The sequence below is a fragment of the Salegentibacter salegens genome (assembly GCF_900142975.1).
GTDB classification, from domain to species: Bacteria; Bacteroidota; Bacteroidia; order Flavobacteriales; family Flavobacteriaceae; genus Salegentibacter; species Salegentibacter salegens.
The window spans coordinates 3,526,822-3,544,525 of the sequence record NZ_LT670848.1; the positions used below are offsets into that span (position 1 = coordinate 3,526,822).

The 17,704-nt window shown below is 37.5% G+C and carries 18 protein-coding genes; 13 read left to right on the top strand and 5 right to left on the bottom strand.

Features of this window, described 5'->3' with window-relative positions; genetic code table 11:
- The first annotated feature begins 41 nt into the window (after window positions 1-41).
- The 3 genes from B5488_RS15665 to B5488_RS15675 all read left to right on the top strand — a co-directional run bounded on the left by B5488_RS15665 (window position 42) and on the right by B5488_RS15675 (window position 1,876).
- On the top strand, window positions 42-254 hold the full coding sequence (locus B5488_RS15665; protein ID WP_079736111.1) for a hypervirulence associated TUDOR domain-containing protein: 213 nt from the start codon (window positions 42-44) through the stop codon (window positions 252-254).
- Between the two features lie 64 nt (window positions 255-318).
- The gene (locus B5488_RS15670; protein ID WP_079736112.1) at window positions 319-939 is read left to right on the top strand and encodes an L-threonylcarbamoyladenylate synthase; all 621 of its coding nucleotides are present in this window, start codon (window positions 319-321) and stop codon (window positions 937-939) included.
- Window positions 940-1,039: 100 nt separating this feature from the next.
- Entirely contained in the window at window positions 1,040-1,876 is an 837-nt protein-coding gene (locus tag B5488_RS15675; protein ID WP_079736113.1) for an alpha/beta fold hydrolase, read from the top strand.
- A 73-nt stretch (window positions 1,877-1,949) separates the two neighbouring features.
- Here B5488_RS15675 and B5488_RS15680 read toward each other — a convergent pair whose 3' ends face one another.
- The 3 genes from B5488_RS15680 to B5488_RS15690 all read right to left on the bottom strand — a co-directional run bounded on the left by B5488_RS15680 (window position 1,950) and on the right by B5488_RS15690 (window position 4,334).
- Entirely contained in the window at window positions 1,950-2,783 is an 834-nt protein-coding gene (locus B5488_RS15680; protein ID WP_079736114.1) for an OmpA/MotB family protein, read from the bottom strand.
- Window positions 2,784-2,874: 91 nt separating this feature from the next.
- The gene (locus B5488_RS15685; RefSeq protein WP_079736115.1) at window positions 2,875-3,870 is read right to left on the bottom strand and encodes a glycosyltransferase family 2 protein; all 996 of its coding nucleotides are present in this window, start codon (window positions 3,868-3,870) and stop codon (window positions 2,875-2,877) included.
- A complete protein-coding gene (locus tag B5488_RS15690) occupies window positions 3,867-4,334 on the bottom strand; it encodes a type I restriction enzyme HsdR N-terminal domain-containing protein (protein WP_079736648.1) in 468 nt (155 codons plus the stop codon). Before B5488_RS15690 ends, B5488_RS15685 begins: the two co-directional genes overlap by 4 nt.
- A gap of 71 nt (window positions 4,335-4,405) precedes the next feature.
- Here B5488_RS15690 and holA point away from each other — a divergent pair, with 71 nt between their 5' ends.
- The 7 genes from holA to B5488_RS15725 all read left to right on the top strand — a co-directional run bounded on the left by holA (window position 4,406) and on the right by B5488_RS15725 (window position 11,572).
- Window positions 4,406-5,410, top strand: a complete 1,005-nt coding sequence (gene holA / locus B5488_RS15695) for a DNA polymerase III subunit delta (RefSeq protein WP_079736116.1) — start codon at window positions 4,406-4,408, stop codon at window positions 5,408-5,410.
- Complete coding sequence (locus B5488_RS15700) at window positions 5,411-6,313, top strand: 1,4-dihydroxy-2-naphthoate polyprenyltransferase (RefSeq protein WP_079736117.1); 903 nt, start codon at window positions 5,411-5,413, stop codon at window positions 6,311-6,313. It begins immediately after the preceding gene.
- Window positions 6,314-6,397: 84 nt separating this feature from the next.
- Window positions 6,398-7,078, top strand: a complete 681-nt coding sequence (locus B5488_RS15705) for a metal-dependent hydrolase (protein WP_079736118.1) — start codon at window positions 6,398-6,400, stop codon at window positions 7,076-7,078.
- A 27-nt stretch (window positions 7,079-7,105) separates the two neighbouring features.
- Complete coding sequence (locus tag B5488_RS15710; protein ID WP_079736119.1) at window positions 7,106-8,140, top strand: o-succinylbenzoate synthase; 1,035 nt, start codon at window positions 7,106-7,108, stop codon at window positions 8,138-8,140.
- A 3-nt stretch (window positions 8,141-8,143) separates the two neighbouring features.
- Window positions 8,144-9,085, top strand: coding sequence for a CPBP family intramembrane glutamic endopeptidase (locus B5488_RS15715; RefSeq protein ID WP_079736120.1), 942 nt, complete (start codon window positions 8,144-8,146; stop codon window positions 9,083-9,085).
- Window positions 9,086-9,146: 61 nt separating this feature from the next.
- On the top strand, window positions 9,147-10,244 hold the full coding sequence (locus tag B5488_RS15720; protein ID WP_079736121.1) for an AMP-binding protein: 1,098 nt from the start codon (window positions 9,147-9,149) through the stop codon (window positions 10,242-10,244).
- Window positions 10,245-10,252: 8 nt separating this feature from the next.
- Window positions 10,253-11,572, top strand: a complete 1,320-nt coding sequence (locus tag B5488_RS15725) for a M24 family metallopeptidase (protein WP_079736122.1) — start codon at window positions 10,253-10,255, stop codon at window positions 11,570-11,572.
- A 92-nt stretch (window positions 11,573-11,664) separates the two neighbouring features.
- Here B5488_RS15725 and B5488_RS15730 read toward each other — a convergent pair whose 3' ends face one another.
- On the bottom strand, window positions 11,665-13,302 hold the full coding sequence (locus tag B5488_RS15730) for a M1 family metallopeptidase (protein WP_079736123.1): 1,638 nt from the start codon (window positions 13,300-13,302) through the stop codon (window positions 11,665-11,667).
- A 14-nt stretch (window positions 13,303-13,316) separates the two neighbouring features.
- Window positions 13,317-14,945 (bottom strand): acyl-CoA carboxylase subunit beta, encoded by a 1,629-nt coding sequence (locus B5488_RS15735; RefSeq protein WP_079736124.1) that lies wholly within the window; start codon window positions 14,943-14,945, stop codon window positions 13,317-13,319.
- Between the two features lie 177 nt (window positions 14,946-15,122).
- Here B5488_RS15735 and B5488_RS15740 point away from each other — a divergent pair, with 177 nt between their 5' ends.
- The 3 genes from B5488_RS15740 to ettA all read left to right on the top strand — a co-directional run bounded on the left by B5488_RS15740 (window position 15,123) and on the right by ettA (window position 17,542).
- Complete coding sequence (locus tag B5488_RS15740; RefSeq protein ID WP_075326058.1) at window positions 15,123-15,302, top strand: CAL67264 family membrane protein; 180 nt, start codon at window positions 15,123-15,125, stop codon at window positions 15,300-15,302.
- A gap of 9 nt (window positions 15,303-15,311) precedes the next feature.
- Window positions 15,312-15,785, top strand: a complete 474-nt coding sequence (locus B5488_RS15745; protein WP_079736125.1) for a DinB family protein — start codon at window positions 15,312-15,314, stop codon at window positions 15,783-15,785.
- Window positions 15,786-15,850: 65 nt separating this feature from the next.
- Window positions 15,851-17,542: an energy-dependent translational throttle protein EttA gene (ettA, locus tag B5488_RS15750; RefSeq protein WP_079736126.1), complete on the top strand. Its 1,692-nt coding sequence runs from the start codon at window positions 15,851-15,853 to the stop codon at window positions 17,540-17,542.
- Window positions 17,543-17,704: the final 162 nt, after the last annotated feature.

A 17,704-nucleotide genomic window follows, 5' to 3' on the forward strand; every position in this document is an offset into this window, starting at 1 on the left:
AGCCGCTCCACGCGGCTTTCTTTTTACCTTCAAAATAAAAAATGATTAGAGAAGGAAGCAAGGTTAGTTGGAAATGGGGAAATGGAAAGGCCGAAGGAAAAGTAACTAAAACTTATACCGAAGAAATCACCAAAACTATAGCTGGAAGCGAAATTACCCGAAAAGGAGAAGAAGGGAATAAAGCCCTTTTTATAGAACAGGAAGATGGAAGCAAAGTGCTGAAGCTGGAAAGCGAAGTTTCTAAATCAGATTAATTAGTCCATTTAAAAAATATCTGCTCGAAAATTTGTAAATTCTCAATTACTAAAATTTATAATTATGGCTGAATTACTTAAAATTTATGACGAAAATCCAAGTCAGAAGCACATCAATAAAGTAGTAGAAATCTTAAAAAACGGTGGGCTCATTATTTATCCAACCGATACCGTTTATGGCCTTGGATGTGACATTACCAATACCTCGGCTTTAGAGAAAATCGCTCAAATTAAGGGCGTAAAACTTGAAAAGGCTAACTTTTCCTTTATTTGCGAAGATTTAAGCAATCTTTCAGATTATGTGAAACAAATAGATTCGGCTACTTTTAAAATTCTTAAAAGAAATCTTCCCGGCCCCTACACTTTTATTTTACCCGGAAATAATAACCTTCCAAATGTTTTTAAAAAGAAGAAAACCGTAGGGATTAGAGTCCCCGACAATAATATTTGTAAAAGTATTGTGGCAACTTTAGGGAATCCCATTGTTTCCACTTCTATTTACGATGAAGATGAGGTTCTTGAATATACCACAGATCCTGAACTTATTAAAGAGAAATGGGATCACCTCGTAGACCTCGTAATAGATGGGGGATATGGCGATAACATTCCATCTACCGTTATAGATCTCACCAATTCTGAACCTGAAGTAATAAGGGAAGGAAAAGGAAGTATTGAGATTATGTAGTTTTAAATAAAATTTTTGATAACACGTTAAAAGCCTGCTAAATGCAGGCTTTACTTTTTTATCGGGATTTATAGTATATACCTTAATAAAAAAATAAGTAATGAATTATATAGAAACTAAAAACGAGGAAAAAGGAAAAAAAATTAAGCTTTTCTACGAAGATTATGGCGAAGGGCAACCGGTTATATTAATTCACGGCTGGCCATTAAGTCATAGAATGTGGGAATACCAGGTAGAGAAAATTGTAGATGCCGGGTTTAGATGTATAAGTTACGATCGCCGCGGATTTGGAGATAGCGATAAACCCTGGGAAGGCTATGATTACGATACCTTGGCTTCAGATTTAAACGATGTAATTACTGCACTTGGTCTTTCTAAGGTAGTGGTCGTTGGTTTTTCTATGGGTGGAGGAGAAGTTGCCCGTTTTATAGGGAAATATGGAACTGCAAATATTGAGAAAGCAGCCCTAATATCTGCTGTGCCACCTTTTATGTTGAAAACCGATGATAATCCCGACGGACTTGAAAATGAGGTTTTTGAAGGTTTTAAAAACGAAATTAGAAAAGATCGCCAGGGATTTTTAGCCGGTTTTGGAGATAAGTTTTATAATTTCAGTAAAAATAGCAGCAAGCTAAGTAAAGATTTAAAACACCATCATTGGGCTATTGCTTGCAGTGCTTCCCCAAAGGCAACCCTGGATTGCATAGATTCATTTGGACTTACAGATTTTAGGGAAGATCTTAAAAGCTTTGATGTACCCACTCTTGTGGTACACGGGGATGATGATGAGATTGTACCCATAGATATCGCTGGAAAGAAAAGTAAGGAGCTTATTAAAAATAGTACTTTTGAAGTGATAGAAGGTGGTCCCCACGGGCTTATCGTTACCCATAAAGATGAATTAAACGAAATTTTAGTGCGTTTCCTGAAATCTTAGAAAAGATAAAATACCTAAAACTAAAAAACCCCGCATTTGCGGGGTTTTTTTATATTTAAAAGGATTAAAAAGCTTACTTAGCAGATTTCATTCCTTCTTCGATCATTCCGTAGAACTGGTCAAGTTTAGGAAGAACAACAATTCTTGTTCTTCTGTTTTTAGCACGACCTTCAGCAGTATCGTTAGAAGATACAGGTACATAGTAACTTCTACCAGCGGCAGTCATTCTAGCTGGCTCTACACCAAATTCGTCCTGAAGAATTCTAACTACAGAGGTAGCTCTTTTCACACTAAGATCCCAGTTATCCTCAAACATTGAAGTTTTAATGGCTTTATCATCAGTATGGCCTTCAACCATAAATTCGATGTCTGGCTTGTTTTTAACTACAGTAGCAACTTTACCAAGTACTTCTTTAGCACGGTCAGTTACATTATATCTTCCACTATCAAATAATAATTTATCAGAAATAGAAACGTAAACCACACCTTTTTCAACATTTATTTCAATGTCTTCGTCAGCCATATTTCCTAAAGCACCTTTTAAACTTGTTACAAGGGCTAAAGTCACAGAGTCTTTTTTGGTAATGGCGTCACGCATTGATTTAATAGCCAAATCTTTTTCTTTAATGCTCTCAAGAGAACGTTCAAGGTTTTCGGCTTCTTTTTTAGAAAGGGTGGCAAGGTCACCTACGTTGTTTAACAAGGCCGCATTGGTATTGTTAAGCCTTGAAATTTGCTGATTCAGGTTTTGTTTATCTTCCAAACACGCGTTTAATTTAATAGTCGCGGTATTTAGTTCATCCTGGGTTTGTTTTTGTTTATCTTCCAACTCGGCGTATTTTTTATTAGATACGCAAGAGGAGAACAAAATAACGGCGGTGGCCGATAAAAGCATAATTCGTTTCATAATCTTGTAATTGTTATTAATGTTAGATGTTTCAAAAGTATCAAAAAAATATAAAGCGGAAAAAGATGCTTAAACATAAGTTTGAATACCTTTATTTTAATTTAGAAAATTCCTTTTTGCCTAAACAAAAATAAGACCAAATAATAGATTTCACCTGAAAATATTGAGGGTTTTTTGGAACTCTTTTCCGTTTTCTATATATTCTTCGAAAGTTACGGTAAAAAGCGGTATGCGCCTGAAGGATAGCATATAAATGTGAGAATTTACCTTCGGCTATAAATTTAATGCCCGCCATTCCATCCAGGATCATTCTTATAATCAAAATACCATATACATTTGGAGCCGGAACGTTTTTCAAAAGCATATATAAACTGTTTCTAAAATTGAAAAAAGTTTTTCGGGGATTCATACTATCTAGAGTAGCACCACCCACGTGATAAACGCTGGAAATGCCAGAAGATTTTATTTGGTAGCCTAAATTATGGATTCGCCAGCATAAATCTATTTCTTCCTGGTGTGCGAAAAAATCTTCATCTAGTGCGCCGGTCTCCCAATAAACCGTTTTTCTAATTGCCAAACAGGCACCGCTGGCCCAAAAAATTGGAACATCGTCATTATATTGCCCGCGGTCTTCTTCTAAAGTTTCAAAAATTCTTCCCCGGCAAAATGGATAGCCGTATTTATCTATATATCCGCCGGCAGCCCCGGCATATTCAAAGTATTTTTTTCTTTTAAAATCGAGGATTTTGGGCTGAACCACCGCTGTTTTAGGTTCCTTTTTAAAAATTTCAAGAAGGGGGTTCAACCAGTTTTTGGTGACTTCTACATCGCTGTTAAGAAGCACAAAAATATCTTCTTTTAATGCTGAGAGCGCATCATTATATCCTTTTGCGAAGCCGCCGTTTTCTTTATTCTGAATAATTTTTACTTGCGGAAAATTCTCTTTTACAAATGCTACTGAATCATCGGTAGAAGCATTATCGGCTATATAAATATTGGCTTCTTCAGAAAAACTAAGTACCGAAGGCAAAAACTGCTCTAGTAAATCGCGCCCGTTCCAGTTTAAAATTACTACTGCAGTCGTCATAAATTTTCAGAAGTTTTGGAAGAAATATAGTCGGGGATTTCAGGTAGAAAATCATATTTCTCCTTTTCATAATCCAGTTTGCAATAATAATGTTGCAAGCCATTGGTAAGCATTAAAAAATCGGCCTTTAAACTTAAATTATACCTTGCTATCTGGTCAAAAACCTCCTGGGTAATCTTTATATGTGGGGCTTTACATTCTACCACCACCTTTATTTTTCCGTCAGGGTAAAAAACCACGGCATCATAGCGTTTGGTAAGTTTTCCCAGTTTGAGTTGCTTTTCAACATTTATATGGTTTTTCGGGTAATTTTTATCTAAAGTAAGGAATTTGACCACGTGCTGTCTCACCCATTCTTCGGGAGTTAAGACTACAAATTTTTTCCGGAGTTCATCAAAAACGGCTATTTTATTTTCACTATTTTTGAACCGAAACTTATACTTTGGAAAATTTAGCGCTAACATAGCCCAAAAGTAAAAAACAAAACCACAGCGCGGCAAGCTTCGGTTTAAATTTAAAAAAATCCTTCAGGTTAATGGAAGAAGCAAAAGAGATTGTGAACAATATTCAAAAAGGCAGTGTTTCGCCGCTTTACTTTTTAATGGGCGAAGAACCTTATTATATAGACAGAATCTCAGATTTTATAGCGCAAAATTTACTGGCAGAAGAGGAAAAAGGCTTTAATCAAATTATAATGTACGGCCGCGATACCAGCGTAGACGAAATTATTAGTAATGCCAAGCGCTACCCAATGATGGCCGAAAGGCAGGTGATTATTGTAAAGGAAGCCCAGGATCTTTCCCGAACAATTGAAAACCTGGTAGCCTATGCCGAAAATCCGCAGCCTACCACCACTTTGGTTTTTTGCTACAAATATAAAAGCCTGGACAAACGGAAAAAACTTTCTAAAGTTTTAAAGAAAAACGGGATTTTATTTGAAAGTAAGCGCCTATATGAAAACCAGGTGGCCGACTGGATTATGAAGACCCTAAAAGCCAGGAATTATACTATTTCTCCTAAGGCAGCCCAAATGCTGGTAGAATTTTTAGGAATTGATCTTGGAAAAATTGATAATGAGTTAAATAAACTCCAACTTATCACTCCAGAAGGGACTCAGATAACCCCTGAACTTATTGAACAGAATATAGGGATAAGCAAAGATTTCAATAATTTTGAATTGCGAAAAGCCATAGGAATGCGAGATTCTTTAAAGGCGCACCGCATTGTAAATTACTTCGCGCAAAACCCGAAAGACAACCCAATGGTGGTGACTATTTCGCTTTTGTTTTCTTATTTCTCACAAATTATGCAATATCACGGCCTGCCCGATAAATCTAAAGCTAACGTGGCCAAACAGCTAAAAGTGCATCCTTATTTTGTTGGGGATTATATAGCCGCAGCAAAAAATTACCCGATGAAAAAAGTGAGTCAGGTTATTGGCCTGCTGCACGAAAGTGATGTAAAAGGAAAAGGCGTTGGCGCCGTAAATGTTTCTCACGGCGATTTACTTAAAGAATTAATGGTAAAGATTTTAAACTAAATGAGTAAAATAAATTTGTGGATTAGCGCTGCCAGGTTAAGAACTTTACCATTATCGGTTTCAGGAATTATTGTAGGCACTACCATCGCCGTAGAACAGGGCTTTTTTAATATTAGTATTTTTAGTTTGGCGCTGGCCACCACTTTGGGCTTACAGGTGCTTTCAAATTTTGCTAACGATTATGGCGATGGTGTTAAAGGAACAGATAATGAAGATAGGGTAGGACCGCAACGCGCCATCCAAAGCGGACTTATTTCTCAGAAGGAAATGTTTCTGGGAATTATTATTACCGCTATCGTTACTTTGCTTTTTGCTGTTTTACTTATTTATGCGGCTTTCGGAAAAGAAAATTTAGGATATGCTTTATTTTTTTTCCTGCTCGGGGTGGGTGCAATTGCGGCGGCCATTAAATATACCGTAGGGAAATCGGCCTACGGTTATCGTGGACTGGGCGATGTTTTTGTGTTTATTTTCTTCGGTTTGGTTGCCGTTTACGGTTCTTATTTTTTATATGCGCATCAGTGGAATTGGTATGTGCTACTTCCCGCAATTAGTATTGGTTTGCTAAGTATAGGAGTGCTAAATTTAAATAATATGCGCGATAGAATTTCAGACGAAAAAGCGGGTAAAAATACTTTGGTAGTGAAACTGGGCGCTAAAAAAGCTAAAAACTATCATTATTCGCTTATTCTTAGTGCTATTTTGTGCCTGGTTATATTCACCGTGCTTAGCCTGGAAAGTGTAAACGATTTTCTTTATATCCCGGCATTAATTCCGTTAATACTTCACCTTAAAAGAGTGGTGGAAAATGAAAATCCCACACTTTTGGATCCTGAACTTAAAATTTTAGCGCTTTCTACCTTCGCCACGGCTGTACTTTTTGGTTTAGGCCAGGTATGGTAAGAAGTTTAACAAAATTATATATTTGGTCTTTTCAAACCTTTTTCAGCGAATCCTTAAATTAGGGCGAACCATAAAATTTTAGTTATGAAAATCACGTATTACGGACAAAGTTGCTTCGGAATTAAAATAGCAGACCTCAACGTTTTGGTAGATCCGTTTATCACCGGCAATGAACTCGCTAAGGATAAGATCGATATTAAAGATATTAAAGCCGATTATATTCTACTTACTCACGCACACCAGGATCATACTTTAGATGCCGAAGAAATTGCAAAGAATACCGGTGCCGTAATTGTGAGTAATTTTGAGATTGCTAACCATTACGAAGAAAAAGGCCTTGAAGTTCACCCAATGAACCACGGCGGAAGCTGGGACTTTGAATTCGGAAAAGTAAAATACGTAAACGCGATTCATACCAGTTCTTTCCCAGATGGAAAATACGGCGGCCAACCCGGCGGATTTGTAATTGAAGGAGAACACAAAAATATTTATATTGCTGGCGATACCGCGCTCACTATGGATATGAAATTGATTCCGCAGCGCACTACATTAGATCTGGCCATTCTCCCCATTGGCGACAATTTTACAATGGGCGTTGAAGATGCGATTATAGCAAGTGACTTTGTAGAATGTGACAAGGTTTTGGGTTGCCATTATGATACTTTTGGCTATATTGAAATAGACCACGAAGAAACAAAAAGAAAGTTCTTTGATGAAGGGAAAGACCTTATGCTTCTTGAAATAGGAGAGAGCCTGGAATTATAGTTTAGGCTTTCTTCGCAACAAAAATATATGCAGGCAAATTATAAAAAGTATATCTTAAATTTTAAACGCCCCAGCGGAACTTCGCGGGGCGTTCTTACTACTAAAGAAACCTGGTTTTTAAAAATCACCGATGGCGATAAAGTTGGTTTCGGTGAATGTGGAATTCTTAGAAGTCTTAGTGTAGATGACAGGCCAGATTATGAAGAGAAATTGCAGTGGGTTTGTAACAATATCAATGTAGGCGAAACGATGCTTTGGGAAGAATTAAAAGAATTCCCCAGCATTCAAATTGGGGTAGAAATGGCGTTTAGCTCTTTAAATGCCAAAAATCCTTTTGAAATATTTCCATCTGAATTTACTAACGGAAAAGCTTCAATTCCCATAAACGGATTGATATGGATGGGAGAAAAGTCTTATATGAAATCTCAAATTCAGGAGAAAATTGAAGCGGGTTTTGATTGTATTAAAATGAAAATTGGCGCCATAGATTTTGAGACTGAACTGGAGCTTTTAAAATATATTAGAACCGAATTTTCTTCTGAAGAAATAGAATTACGCGTAGATGCCAACGGCGCGTTTAAACCTGAAGAAGCCCTGGAAAAACTGAAGCGTTTAAGTGAATTTCAATTACATAGTATAGAGCAACCTTTAAAACAGGGACAGTGGAAGGAAATGGCAGATTTATGCAGAGAAACTCCGCTGCCTATAGCTTTAGACGAAGAATTGATTGGGATCTTTGATGTAACAAAAAAGAAAGAATTGTTACAAACAATAAAGCCTCAATATATTATTTTGAAGCCGAGTTTAATCGGTGGCTTTAAAGGCACACAAGATTGGATAGATTTAGCCGAAGACAGCAAGATTGGCTGGTGGATAACCAGTGCTTTGGAAAGTAATTTGGGCCTAAATGCCATTTCACAATTTACGTATACAAAAAACAGTAAAATGCCGCAGGGACTTGGCACAGGAAGTTTATACACCAATAATATTCAAAGTCCTCTAGAGGTAGAAAAAGGAAATATTCAATATAATCCAGCCAAAAGTTGGGAATTTAATTTTTAGTAAATGTATATAGCACAAGCGTTCCGGTTTCATCACGAATTATGGAGATATATTATTGGAGTAGTTATAATCATGATTGCGGTTTTTATAGCCCAAATCCCGTTTCTTGTAGCCTTGACTTTAGAAGGCGGATTTGATGCCGCTATGGACCAATCAGGAATATTGAAAGTCTTAGATTCAAACCTTACGCTCTTTTTCTTATTATTACCTTTTGCAGCCGGTCTTGTTGCGGTTTTATTCAATGCAAAATACCTGCATTCACAACCATTAAAAACCCTTACAACTACCCGAAAGAAGATAGATTGGAGTAGATTTTTCTTTGCTTTTATGCTGGTAGCGGTTTTTACTATTCTTACCACTTTGGGATATTATTTCTTCTACCCCGAAGATTATCAGTTAAATTTTGAACCAACATCTTTTCTTATTTTATTAGGAATTGCTGTTATATTTATTCCTCTACAAACTAGTTTTGAGGAATATATGTTCCGGGGATATTTAATGCAGGGATTAGGTGTTTTTGCCAAAAATCGCTGGGTTCCATTATTCCTCACTTCCTTTATATTCGGTGGTCTTCATTATTTTAATCCGGAGGTTGGTCAACTGGGGGATATAATTATGATCCACTATATTGGTACCGGGTTTATGCTTGGGATTATGACCCTTATGGATGAGGGTCTCGAACTGGCACTTGGTTTCCATGCCGCCAATAATTTGGTAGCAGCGCTTCTAGTTACTGCCGACTGGACTGCCTTTCAAACCGAATCTATATTTAAAGACGTCTCTGCACCTATCGCAAGCTTTTGGGATGTGGCCATTCCAGTATTCATAATTTATCCGCTTTTTCTTTTTATTATGGCTAAAAAATATGGTTGGAGCAATTGGAAAAATAAACTTTTTGGAAAGATAGAAAAGCCTGAAACCTTAAAACTTTCAGAAGAAAGTTAAAACTATCATTACAATTTGCTAACTTTCAAAAGAGAGAAAAGTAACATATTTGGTTTTAAATATGGCAGATAAATATAAAGTACCGGAAACCCACCCCGATTTTAGGCTGAATAAACGACATTATACCAATGCCGAACTTCATTTAGTGGCATATAGCTTTATAAAAGAAGGAGAGGCATTTGAAGAAAAAATAGGAAGTTTTCTATTAGATTGGATCAAGCCGTCTAAATATGTTGAGGTGAAAACCTCAGGTTCTACCGGGAAACCAAAAATTATAAGAATCAAAAAGGAGCACATGATCAACTCGGCCATTGCAACTTCCCGTTTCTTTGAATTACCCGAAAAAACTACCGCTCTATTATGTTTACCTGCCACTTATATTGCCGGAAAAATGATGCTAATTCGGGCAATGATACTCGGCTGGCAAATAGATATGGTTCCTCCATCCTCCAACCCTTTAGATCAGGTTTTTAAACGATACGATTTTTGCGCGATGACGCCTTTTCAGTTAGATAATTCGGTTGGGCGGTTGCATCTCATAAAAAAGCTCATTGTTGGAGGAGGAGCGGTTTCTCCAAGACTTCAAAAGATGGTAAAGGAAGTTAGTACCAAAGTTTATGAGACTTATGGAATGACTGAAACCGTTACCCATATTGCCGCAAAAAGATTGAATCCTTCAAAAAACAAGAAAAAATCACGTCCCTTTAAAGTTTTGCCGAATATTAATATTTCACAGGACGAGAGGGGTTGCTTAGTGATTAAAGCTCCTAAACTTTCAGACGAAATTATTACCACAAATGATGTGGTTGAAATACTTACCTACAAAAAGTTTATATGGAAAGGGAGAATAGATAATGTGATCAATTCTGGTGGAATAAAACTTCATCCCGAACAAATTGAAAAGAAGCTTTCTAAAATTATAGCTCAGCGCTTGTTTGTAACAGCAATGCCAGATGATTCTCTCGGTGAAAAACTGGTATTGTTTATTGAAAATGAGTTTTCAGAAGATTTTCTTGAAAAATTGCAGAAAGAGATTAGTGAATTAAGTAGCCTTGAGAAATATGAACGGCCCAAAAAAATCTATTTTATAGAAAAATTTGAAGAAACCCATACCGGGAAAATTCACAGAGAAAATACCTTTAAAAGTAAGGTGAATTAATTCCATAGATGTATCAACTATTCTTATTAATTGGGCTGCTGAGTGTTTTAAATACTTCGGCTCAAATTCTTCCTGAGCGTGAAAGAGCCAGGCTTGTAAATGAAATTCTTAGCGACAAATTTGAAAACCTTCTGCCCGGTTTAATGGACAATGCGGCGATAGATATGTGGATTGTTATTTCCCGGGAATACAATGAAGATCCCGTATTGCGCACAATGTTACCAGCCACCTGGTTGAATGCCAGGCGGCGAACTATTCTTGTATTTCACAGAAATAAAGAAATCGATTCTTTGGAAAGACTTGCCGTGGCTCGTTATGAGGTGGGAGAAAGTATTGAAGCCGCCTGGGATCCAGAAAAACAACCTGAACAGTGGAAGGCACTTATTGATATTATAGAAACAAGAGATCCGCAACGAATTGCACTGAATTTTTCAAAAAATTATGGTTTGGCCGATGGATTGGTAAAAACCGACTCTGAAGAATTCCTGGATTATTTACCAGGCACTTATAAAAACCGACTTGTTTCCGGGGAAGAGTTAGCAGTAGGATGGATTGAAACCAGAACCCAGATGGAAATGGAGCTTTATCCTCAGTTGGTTGAAATAACTAAAAATATTATCAGGGAAGCTTTCAGTGAAAAGGTAATTATTCCGGGGGAAACCACCACCGAGGATGTGGTGTGGTGGATGCGGCAAAAAGTTACCGAACTTGGCTTGGAAACCTGGTTTCATCCAAGCGTTTCTATTCAGCGGGACGAAGAAGCTCTGGAAGATCATATTTTGGCATTTTCCTCAAACAAAGAAGGAAAGGTGATTTACCGGGGAGATTTGGTTCACTGTGATTTTGGAATTACTTATTTAAGATTGAATACAGACTGCCAGCAAATGGCGTATGTGCTTAAACAAGGTGAAACCGAAGCTCCTCAATTTCTTGAAAAGGCCTTTGAAAAGGCTAACCAACTTCAGGATATTTTAACCGGAAATTTTGAAACTGGAAAATCTGGAAACCAAATTCTTTCAGAGAGTTTAAATCAGGCCAGGGAAGAAGGCTTAAAACCTATGATTTATACTCATCCTTTGGGTTTATACGGTCATTCTGCCGGGACAACTATAGGGATGTGGGATTCACAGGAAGGTGTGCCAGGAAGCGGAAAATATCCGTTAAATGAAAACACAGTGTACGCAATAGAACTCAATACCAGCGTATTCCTGGAAGAATGGAATCAGGAAATTCGAATAATGTTAGAAGAAGCTGGATTTTGGGGTGCTGAGGGTTTTCTATATGTAAACGGCAGGCAGGAAGAATTAATACTTATCCCATCGAAATAAATTTATTTTCTCAAGTTTTAAATGGGCAGTTTCTAGAAATAAAAAACCTGCAGAGGTTTTAATTCTGCAGGTTGATAAGGCATGTTTCTAATTTATCTTATATAAGCGGATGTTATATAAAATTCCAGTTCGTTTACTTTTATTTTTTCAAGGGCTATGTTTTCTTTTAAATCTTGCCATTGATTGGTAGGAGTGATTCTAATTTCCTTTCCATCAACCAAAATATCTATCGGCATTTTAAAATCTTCAACATCAGCGATCCATCTTGCCTGGGTTTTTCCTTCTTTTTTTCTAAATTCGAGTTTAGGTAGATCAGTATGTCTTAGATATTGATCAAAGATTGGATCGAGGTTAACATCGATAGCTTTATCAAAGAAATTTTCAGTGGTTTTAGTATCGATGATCTGGTGTTTATAAGTTTCGGTGTATTCTTTCAGTGTTTTCCACCATAATTCATCGTTGTCATAAATACTGCGAATGGTATTTAATAAATTAGCGCCTTTAAAATACATATCTCCCGAGCCTTCGTTATTCACACCATAATCGCCAATAATTGTTGCGTTATTCCCAAGGCCGCGGCGGGTTCCTTTAAGATATTCCAAAGCTTCTTCTTTTCCCCAGCGGCACTCAACATAGACAGCTTCAGAATAGGAAGTAAAGCCCTCGTGAATCCACATATCTGCAATATCTTTCGCGGTAATACTGTTGCCATACCATTCGTGACCCGATTCATGAATAATAATATAATCCCATTTTAAGCCAATACCGGTCCCGGAAAGATCATTACCCAGATAACCCATTTTATACTCATTTCCATAGGCAACGGCACTTTGGTGTTCCATTCCGAGGTAAGGAGTTTCAATTAGTTTGAATCCATCTTCCACAAAAGGATACTCCCCGAATTTTTCATAAAAACAATCCATCATTGGTTTAACTTCTTTGAATTGCTCTTTAGCTTTTTCCAGGTTGTAAGGCAAAACATAATAATCGAGCTTAAGATCACCATAAGAATCAGAGAAATGCTCATAATTCGCAATGTTGATCATCACATTATAATTGTTGATAGGATTTACGGTTTTCCAGCTCCACTCGGTAAAGCCATTTCCTAAATCTTTTTCACCTAAAAACTGTCCGTTAGAAACATTCATTAATCCGTTAGGAACTGCGATATCTAACTGAACTTCTTCCGGCTCGTCACTTTGATGGTCTTTATTTGGGTACCAAAGACTGGCACCGGTGCCCTGCACGGCAACTCCTATCCAATGATCTCCATTATCATCTTTATCCCAAACAAAACCGCCATCCCAGGGCGCATTTTTAGCCACGGTTGGTTTTCCGGAATAATAAAATTGAATTTCTCCTTTTTCTTCAGCTTTTACTGAATCATTTAATTCGATAAAAACTGCATTGTGTTTGCGTTCAAAAGCTAAAACTTCATCATTCTGAAGAATAGAATCTACCTGCATATTTTCAAAAAGGTCTATTTGAATAGTAGTGAGCTCCTCTTCAGCAATAAAGCTAATAGTATTGGAACCTGAAATAAATTGCTTTTCGGGTTCAACTTTAAGCTTTAAATGATATTTCTGAACATCGTAAGCTCGTTCTGCTCTAAGCGATCCTCGAAGGGAATCGGCTTCAGTATAGTTACCTTCTTTGTTGCTCAAAACCTGGGCGCAGGAAATATTGGACGCCGTAAGGAAAACAGCCAGCATTAAAATTAAGTTTTTCATATTTATTTCTGAAATTATGTTTGGATCACTCCTAAATTAAAATCTTTTTCAATTGGCGCGTGATTGGCAGCTTCAATCCCCATAGATATCCATTTCCTGGTGTCTAAAGGATCTATTACAGCGTCTGTCCACATACGGGCTGCAGCGTAATAAGGCGAAGTTTGTTCATCATAACGTGATTTTATCGCCTCAAAAACTTCTTTTTCTTTTTCCTCATCAACTTTTTCCCCTTTTTTCTCCATTGCGGCGGTTTCTATTTGCGCTAAAACTTTTGCTGCTTGTGTGCCACCCATAACTGCAAGTTCTGCACTAGGCCAGGCTGCGATAAGTCTTGGATCGTAAGCTTTTCCGCACATAGCGTAATTTCCCGCGCCGTACGAATTCCCCATAATAATTGTGAATTTTGGTACTACCGAATTGCTAACTGCGCTAACCATTTTAGCACCGTCTTTAATAATGCCGCCGTGTTCGCTTTTACTGCCTACCATAAACCCGGTAACATCCTGAAGAAAAACCAACGGAATTTTTTTCTGGTTGCAGTTTGCAATAAAACGAGTGGCTTTATCAGCCGAATCTGAATAGATCACTCCGCCAAACTGCATTTCTCCTTTTTTGGTCTTTACAATTTTACGCTGATTAGCAACTATACCCACGGCCCAACCATCTATCCTTGCGTAGCCGGTGATAATGGTTTGGCCATAACCTTCCTTATATTCTTCAAATTCTGAGCCATCTACCAGGCGGGAAATAATTTCCCGAACATCGTATTGGTCGCTGCGTTTTTTAGGAAGAATTCCGTAGATATCTTCCTGATTTTCTTTTGGTTTTACGGCTTTTTTATGACTAAATCCGGCTTTATCAAAATCGCCCATTTTATCCATAATATTTTTTATACGGGTAAGCGCGTCTTTATCATCTTTCGCCTTATAATCTGTTACTCCGCTAATTTCAGAATGTGTAGTAGCGCCACCCAGGGTTTCGTTATCTACAGATTCGCCAATCGCAGCTTTTACGAGATAACTCCCCGCAAGAAAAATACTTCCGGTTTTTTCAACAATAATTGCTTCATCACTCATAATTGGGAGGTAAGCACCACCGGCTACACAACTGCCCATTACCGCAGCAATTTGGGTGATTCCCATACTGCTCATCACGGCATTATTTCTAAAAATTCTTCCGAAGTGTTCTTTATCCGGAAATATTTCGTCTTGCATTGGTAAATACACCCCGGCGCTGTCTACTAAATAGATGATTGGAAGTCTGTTTTCTATAGCGATTTCCTGCGCGCGTAAGTTTTTCTTTCCGGTAATGGGAAACCAGGCGCCTGCTTTTACGGTGGCATCATTAGCCACAACAATACACTGTTTGCCTGAAACATAACCAATTTTCACGACCACGCCGCCCGAGGGGCAACCCCCGTGTTCTTCGTACATTCCTTCCCCGGCAAAAGCTCCTATTTCTATAGCATTCGATTTGCCGTCGAGCAAAAAATCGATTCGTTCGCGGGCGGTCATTTTCCCTTTGGCGTGGTGTTTCTCGATGCGCTTTTCTCCACCACCAAGTTTTACTTTTTTAAGTTTATGATTCAATGAAGAAACCAATAGTTTATTATGATCCTCATTTTTATTGAATTTCATATTCATATATTATGATTTTTTAATTCCTGAAATTAGAAATATCTTTTAAATAGCTCGAATAATTATCAAAATTTCAGTAAATTTTAAATTTATAGCCGTCTTTTGGCTAAAATACAAAATAGAGTGAATTTTACTTGTGGTTTAGGAATGTAAAATACCCGATATTTGTATAAAATCTTTAATATGGGAATGAATAAAAATACCATTTTCGCCTGGGCATCTTTTGCTTTATTTATAATTGGCGCCGCTATAATTTTATTGGGAGTGCTTAAATACCGGGATTATGCGATTGGTTTCTCGGTTACAGGGATTGGGTTTTTTGCTATTTCCTGGGCGTTTAATGCGCTAAAAGGTAGAATTTAAAATAATACCATGTCAAATTCCACAAGCAAAGAGCAATTAGTTAAGCATTTAGAAGGTGGGGAGGCTTTTATGGCTTTAGAAGACTTTATCGATAAAATTCCTTTTGAAAAATTAGGAGAGAAGCCTCATAATTTACCCTATTCTTTTTACGAACTTTTTTATCATATCTCTTTTGCTCAAAAAGATATTTTGGAATATGCTACTTCCAAAGCTTATAAAAGCTCAAAATGGCCCGATGATTACTGGCCAAAGAATTCAGCTCCTCAAACCGAGGAAGCCTGGGAAAAATTAAAGAAAGATTATTTTAAAGATAGAGAGGATTTTAAAGCTTTTATTTTAGATGCTGAAAATGAAATAAATCTTCCGGTTAAAAACTCTGAAAATCATACTTTACTAAGGGAAATTATGCTGGTAATTGAGCATACGGCATATCATACTGGGCAAATGTTACTCATCTTGCGCTTACTTGGGCTTTATAAATAATCGAACCGAATTCTGACTTTATTTTTAGATATTTGCAATCTTAAAATAGCTTAAAAAAATTAAATATGGCAGACGATAAAAAAGTGATTTTTTCAATGTCTGGGGTAACCAAGACTTATAAAAATGCGAATACCCCGGTTTTGAAAAATATATACCTTAGTTTTTTCTATGGTGCAAAAATTGGGATTCTTGGTTTAAATGGTTCGGGTAAATCTACTTTACTTAAAATTATTGCCGGCGAAGATAAAAATTACCAGGGTGATGTGGTTTTTTCTCCGGGATATTCTGTTGGTTACCTTGAACAGGAACCAAAGGTAGATGAAGATAAAACCGTACTGGAAGTGGTAAAAGAAGGTGTGGCCGAAACGGTTGCGATTCTTGACGAATACAATAAAATTAACGACCAGTTTGGTTTGCCAGAGGTTTATGAAGATGCCGATAAGATGCAGAAACTTATGGATAAGCAGGCTGCGCTTCAGGATAAAATTGATTCTTCAAATGCCTGGGAACTTGATACCAAGCTGGAAATTGCAATGGACGCTTTAAGAACTCCGGAAGCCGATAAAAAGATTTCTGTACTTTCTGGCGGAGAAAGAAGACGTGTGGCGCTTTGCCGTTTGTTACTTCAGGAACCTGATATTTTACTTTTAGATGAACCTACTAACCACCTTGATGCCGAATCGGTACACTGGTTGGAGCATCATTTAGCGCAATATAAAGGAACCGTGATCGCGGTAACACACGACCGTTATTTCCTTGATAACGTTGCCGGTTGGATTTTAGAACTGGACAGGGGCGAAGGTATTCCGTGGAAAGGAAATTATTCTTCCTGGTTAGACCAGAAGTCTAAACGTATGGCGCAGGAACAAAAACAAGCCAGTAAGCGTCAAAAAACCTTAGAACGAGAATTGGAATGGTCTAAAATGAATCCAAAAGGACGCCAGGCCAAGCAAAAAGCGCGTTTAAATAATTACGATAAGTTGTTGAGCCAGGACCAAAAGCAAATGGACGAACAACTGGAAATTTATATTCCAAACGGGCCAAGGTTAGGAACCAATGTGATTGAAGCTAATGGAGTGAGTAAAGCTTTTGGTGATAAATTGCTTTATGAAGATTTAAATTTTAAACTTCCGCAGGCTGGGATTGTAGGCGTTATTGGACCTAACGGTGCCGGTAAAACTACCATTTTTAAAATGATAATGGGCGAAGAACAACCCGATAAAGGAAGTTTTGAGGTTGGAGAAACCGCGAAGATCGCTTATGTAGATCAGGCGCATTCTAATATAGATCCTGAAAAAACCATTTGGCAGAACTTTAGCGATGAACAGGAATTGGTGATGATGGGCGGCCGCCAGGTGAATTCCCGAGCTTATTTAAGTCGATTTAATTTTAGCGGAAGTGAACAAAACAAGAAAGTAAATATGCTTTCTGGTGGGGAAAGAAACCGACTTCATTTAGCGATGACTCTTAAAGAAGAAGGAAACGTTTTATTACTCGATGAGCCTACCAACGATTTGGATGTAAATACGCTTAGAGCACTGGAAGAAGGTTTGGAAAACTTTGCCGGGTGTGGTGTGGTTATTTCCCACGACCGTTGGTTCCTTGATAGGGTTTGTACCCATATCCTTGCTTTTGAAGGAGATTCGCAAGTGTATTTCTTTGAAGGAAGCTTCTCAGATTACGAAGAAAATAAGAAGAAACGTTTGGGTGGCGATATTATGCCGAAACGTATTAAGTATAAGAAATTGGTGAGATAATTTTATTAATATAGCAGTAATAAACGTCATTCTGAATTTATTTCAGAATCTAAGATGTTTAATTTTCATTCAAATTAGACCCTGAAACCAGTTCAGGGTGACGAGAAAAGTGAAGACCTCACAGTCCCGATGGCCATCGGGACTGTGAGGTCTTTTTTTGTT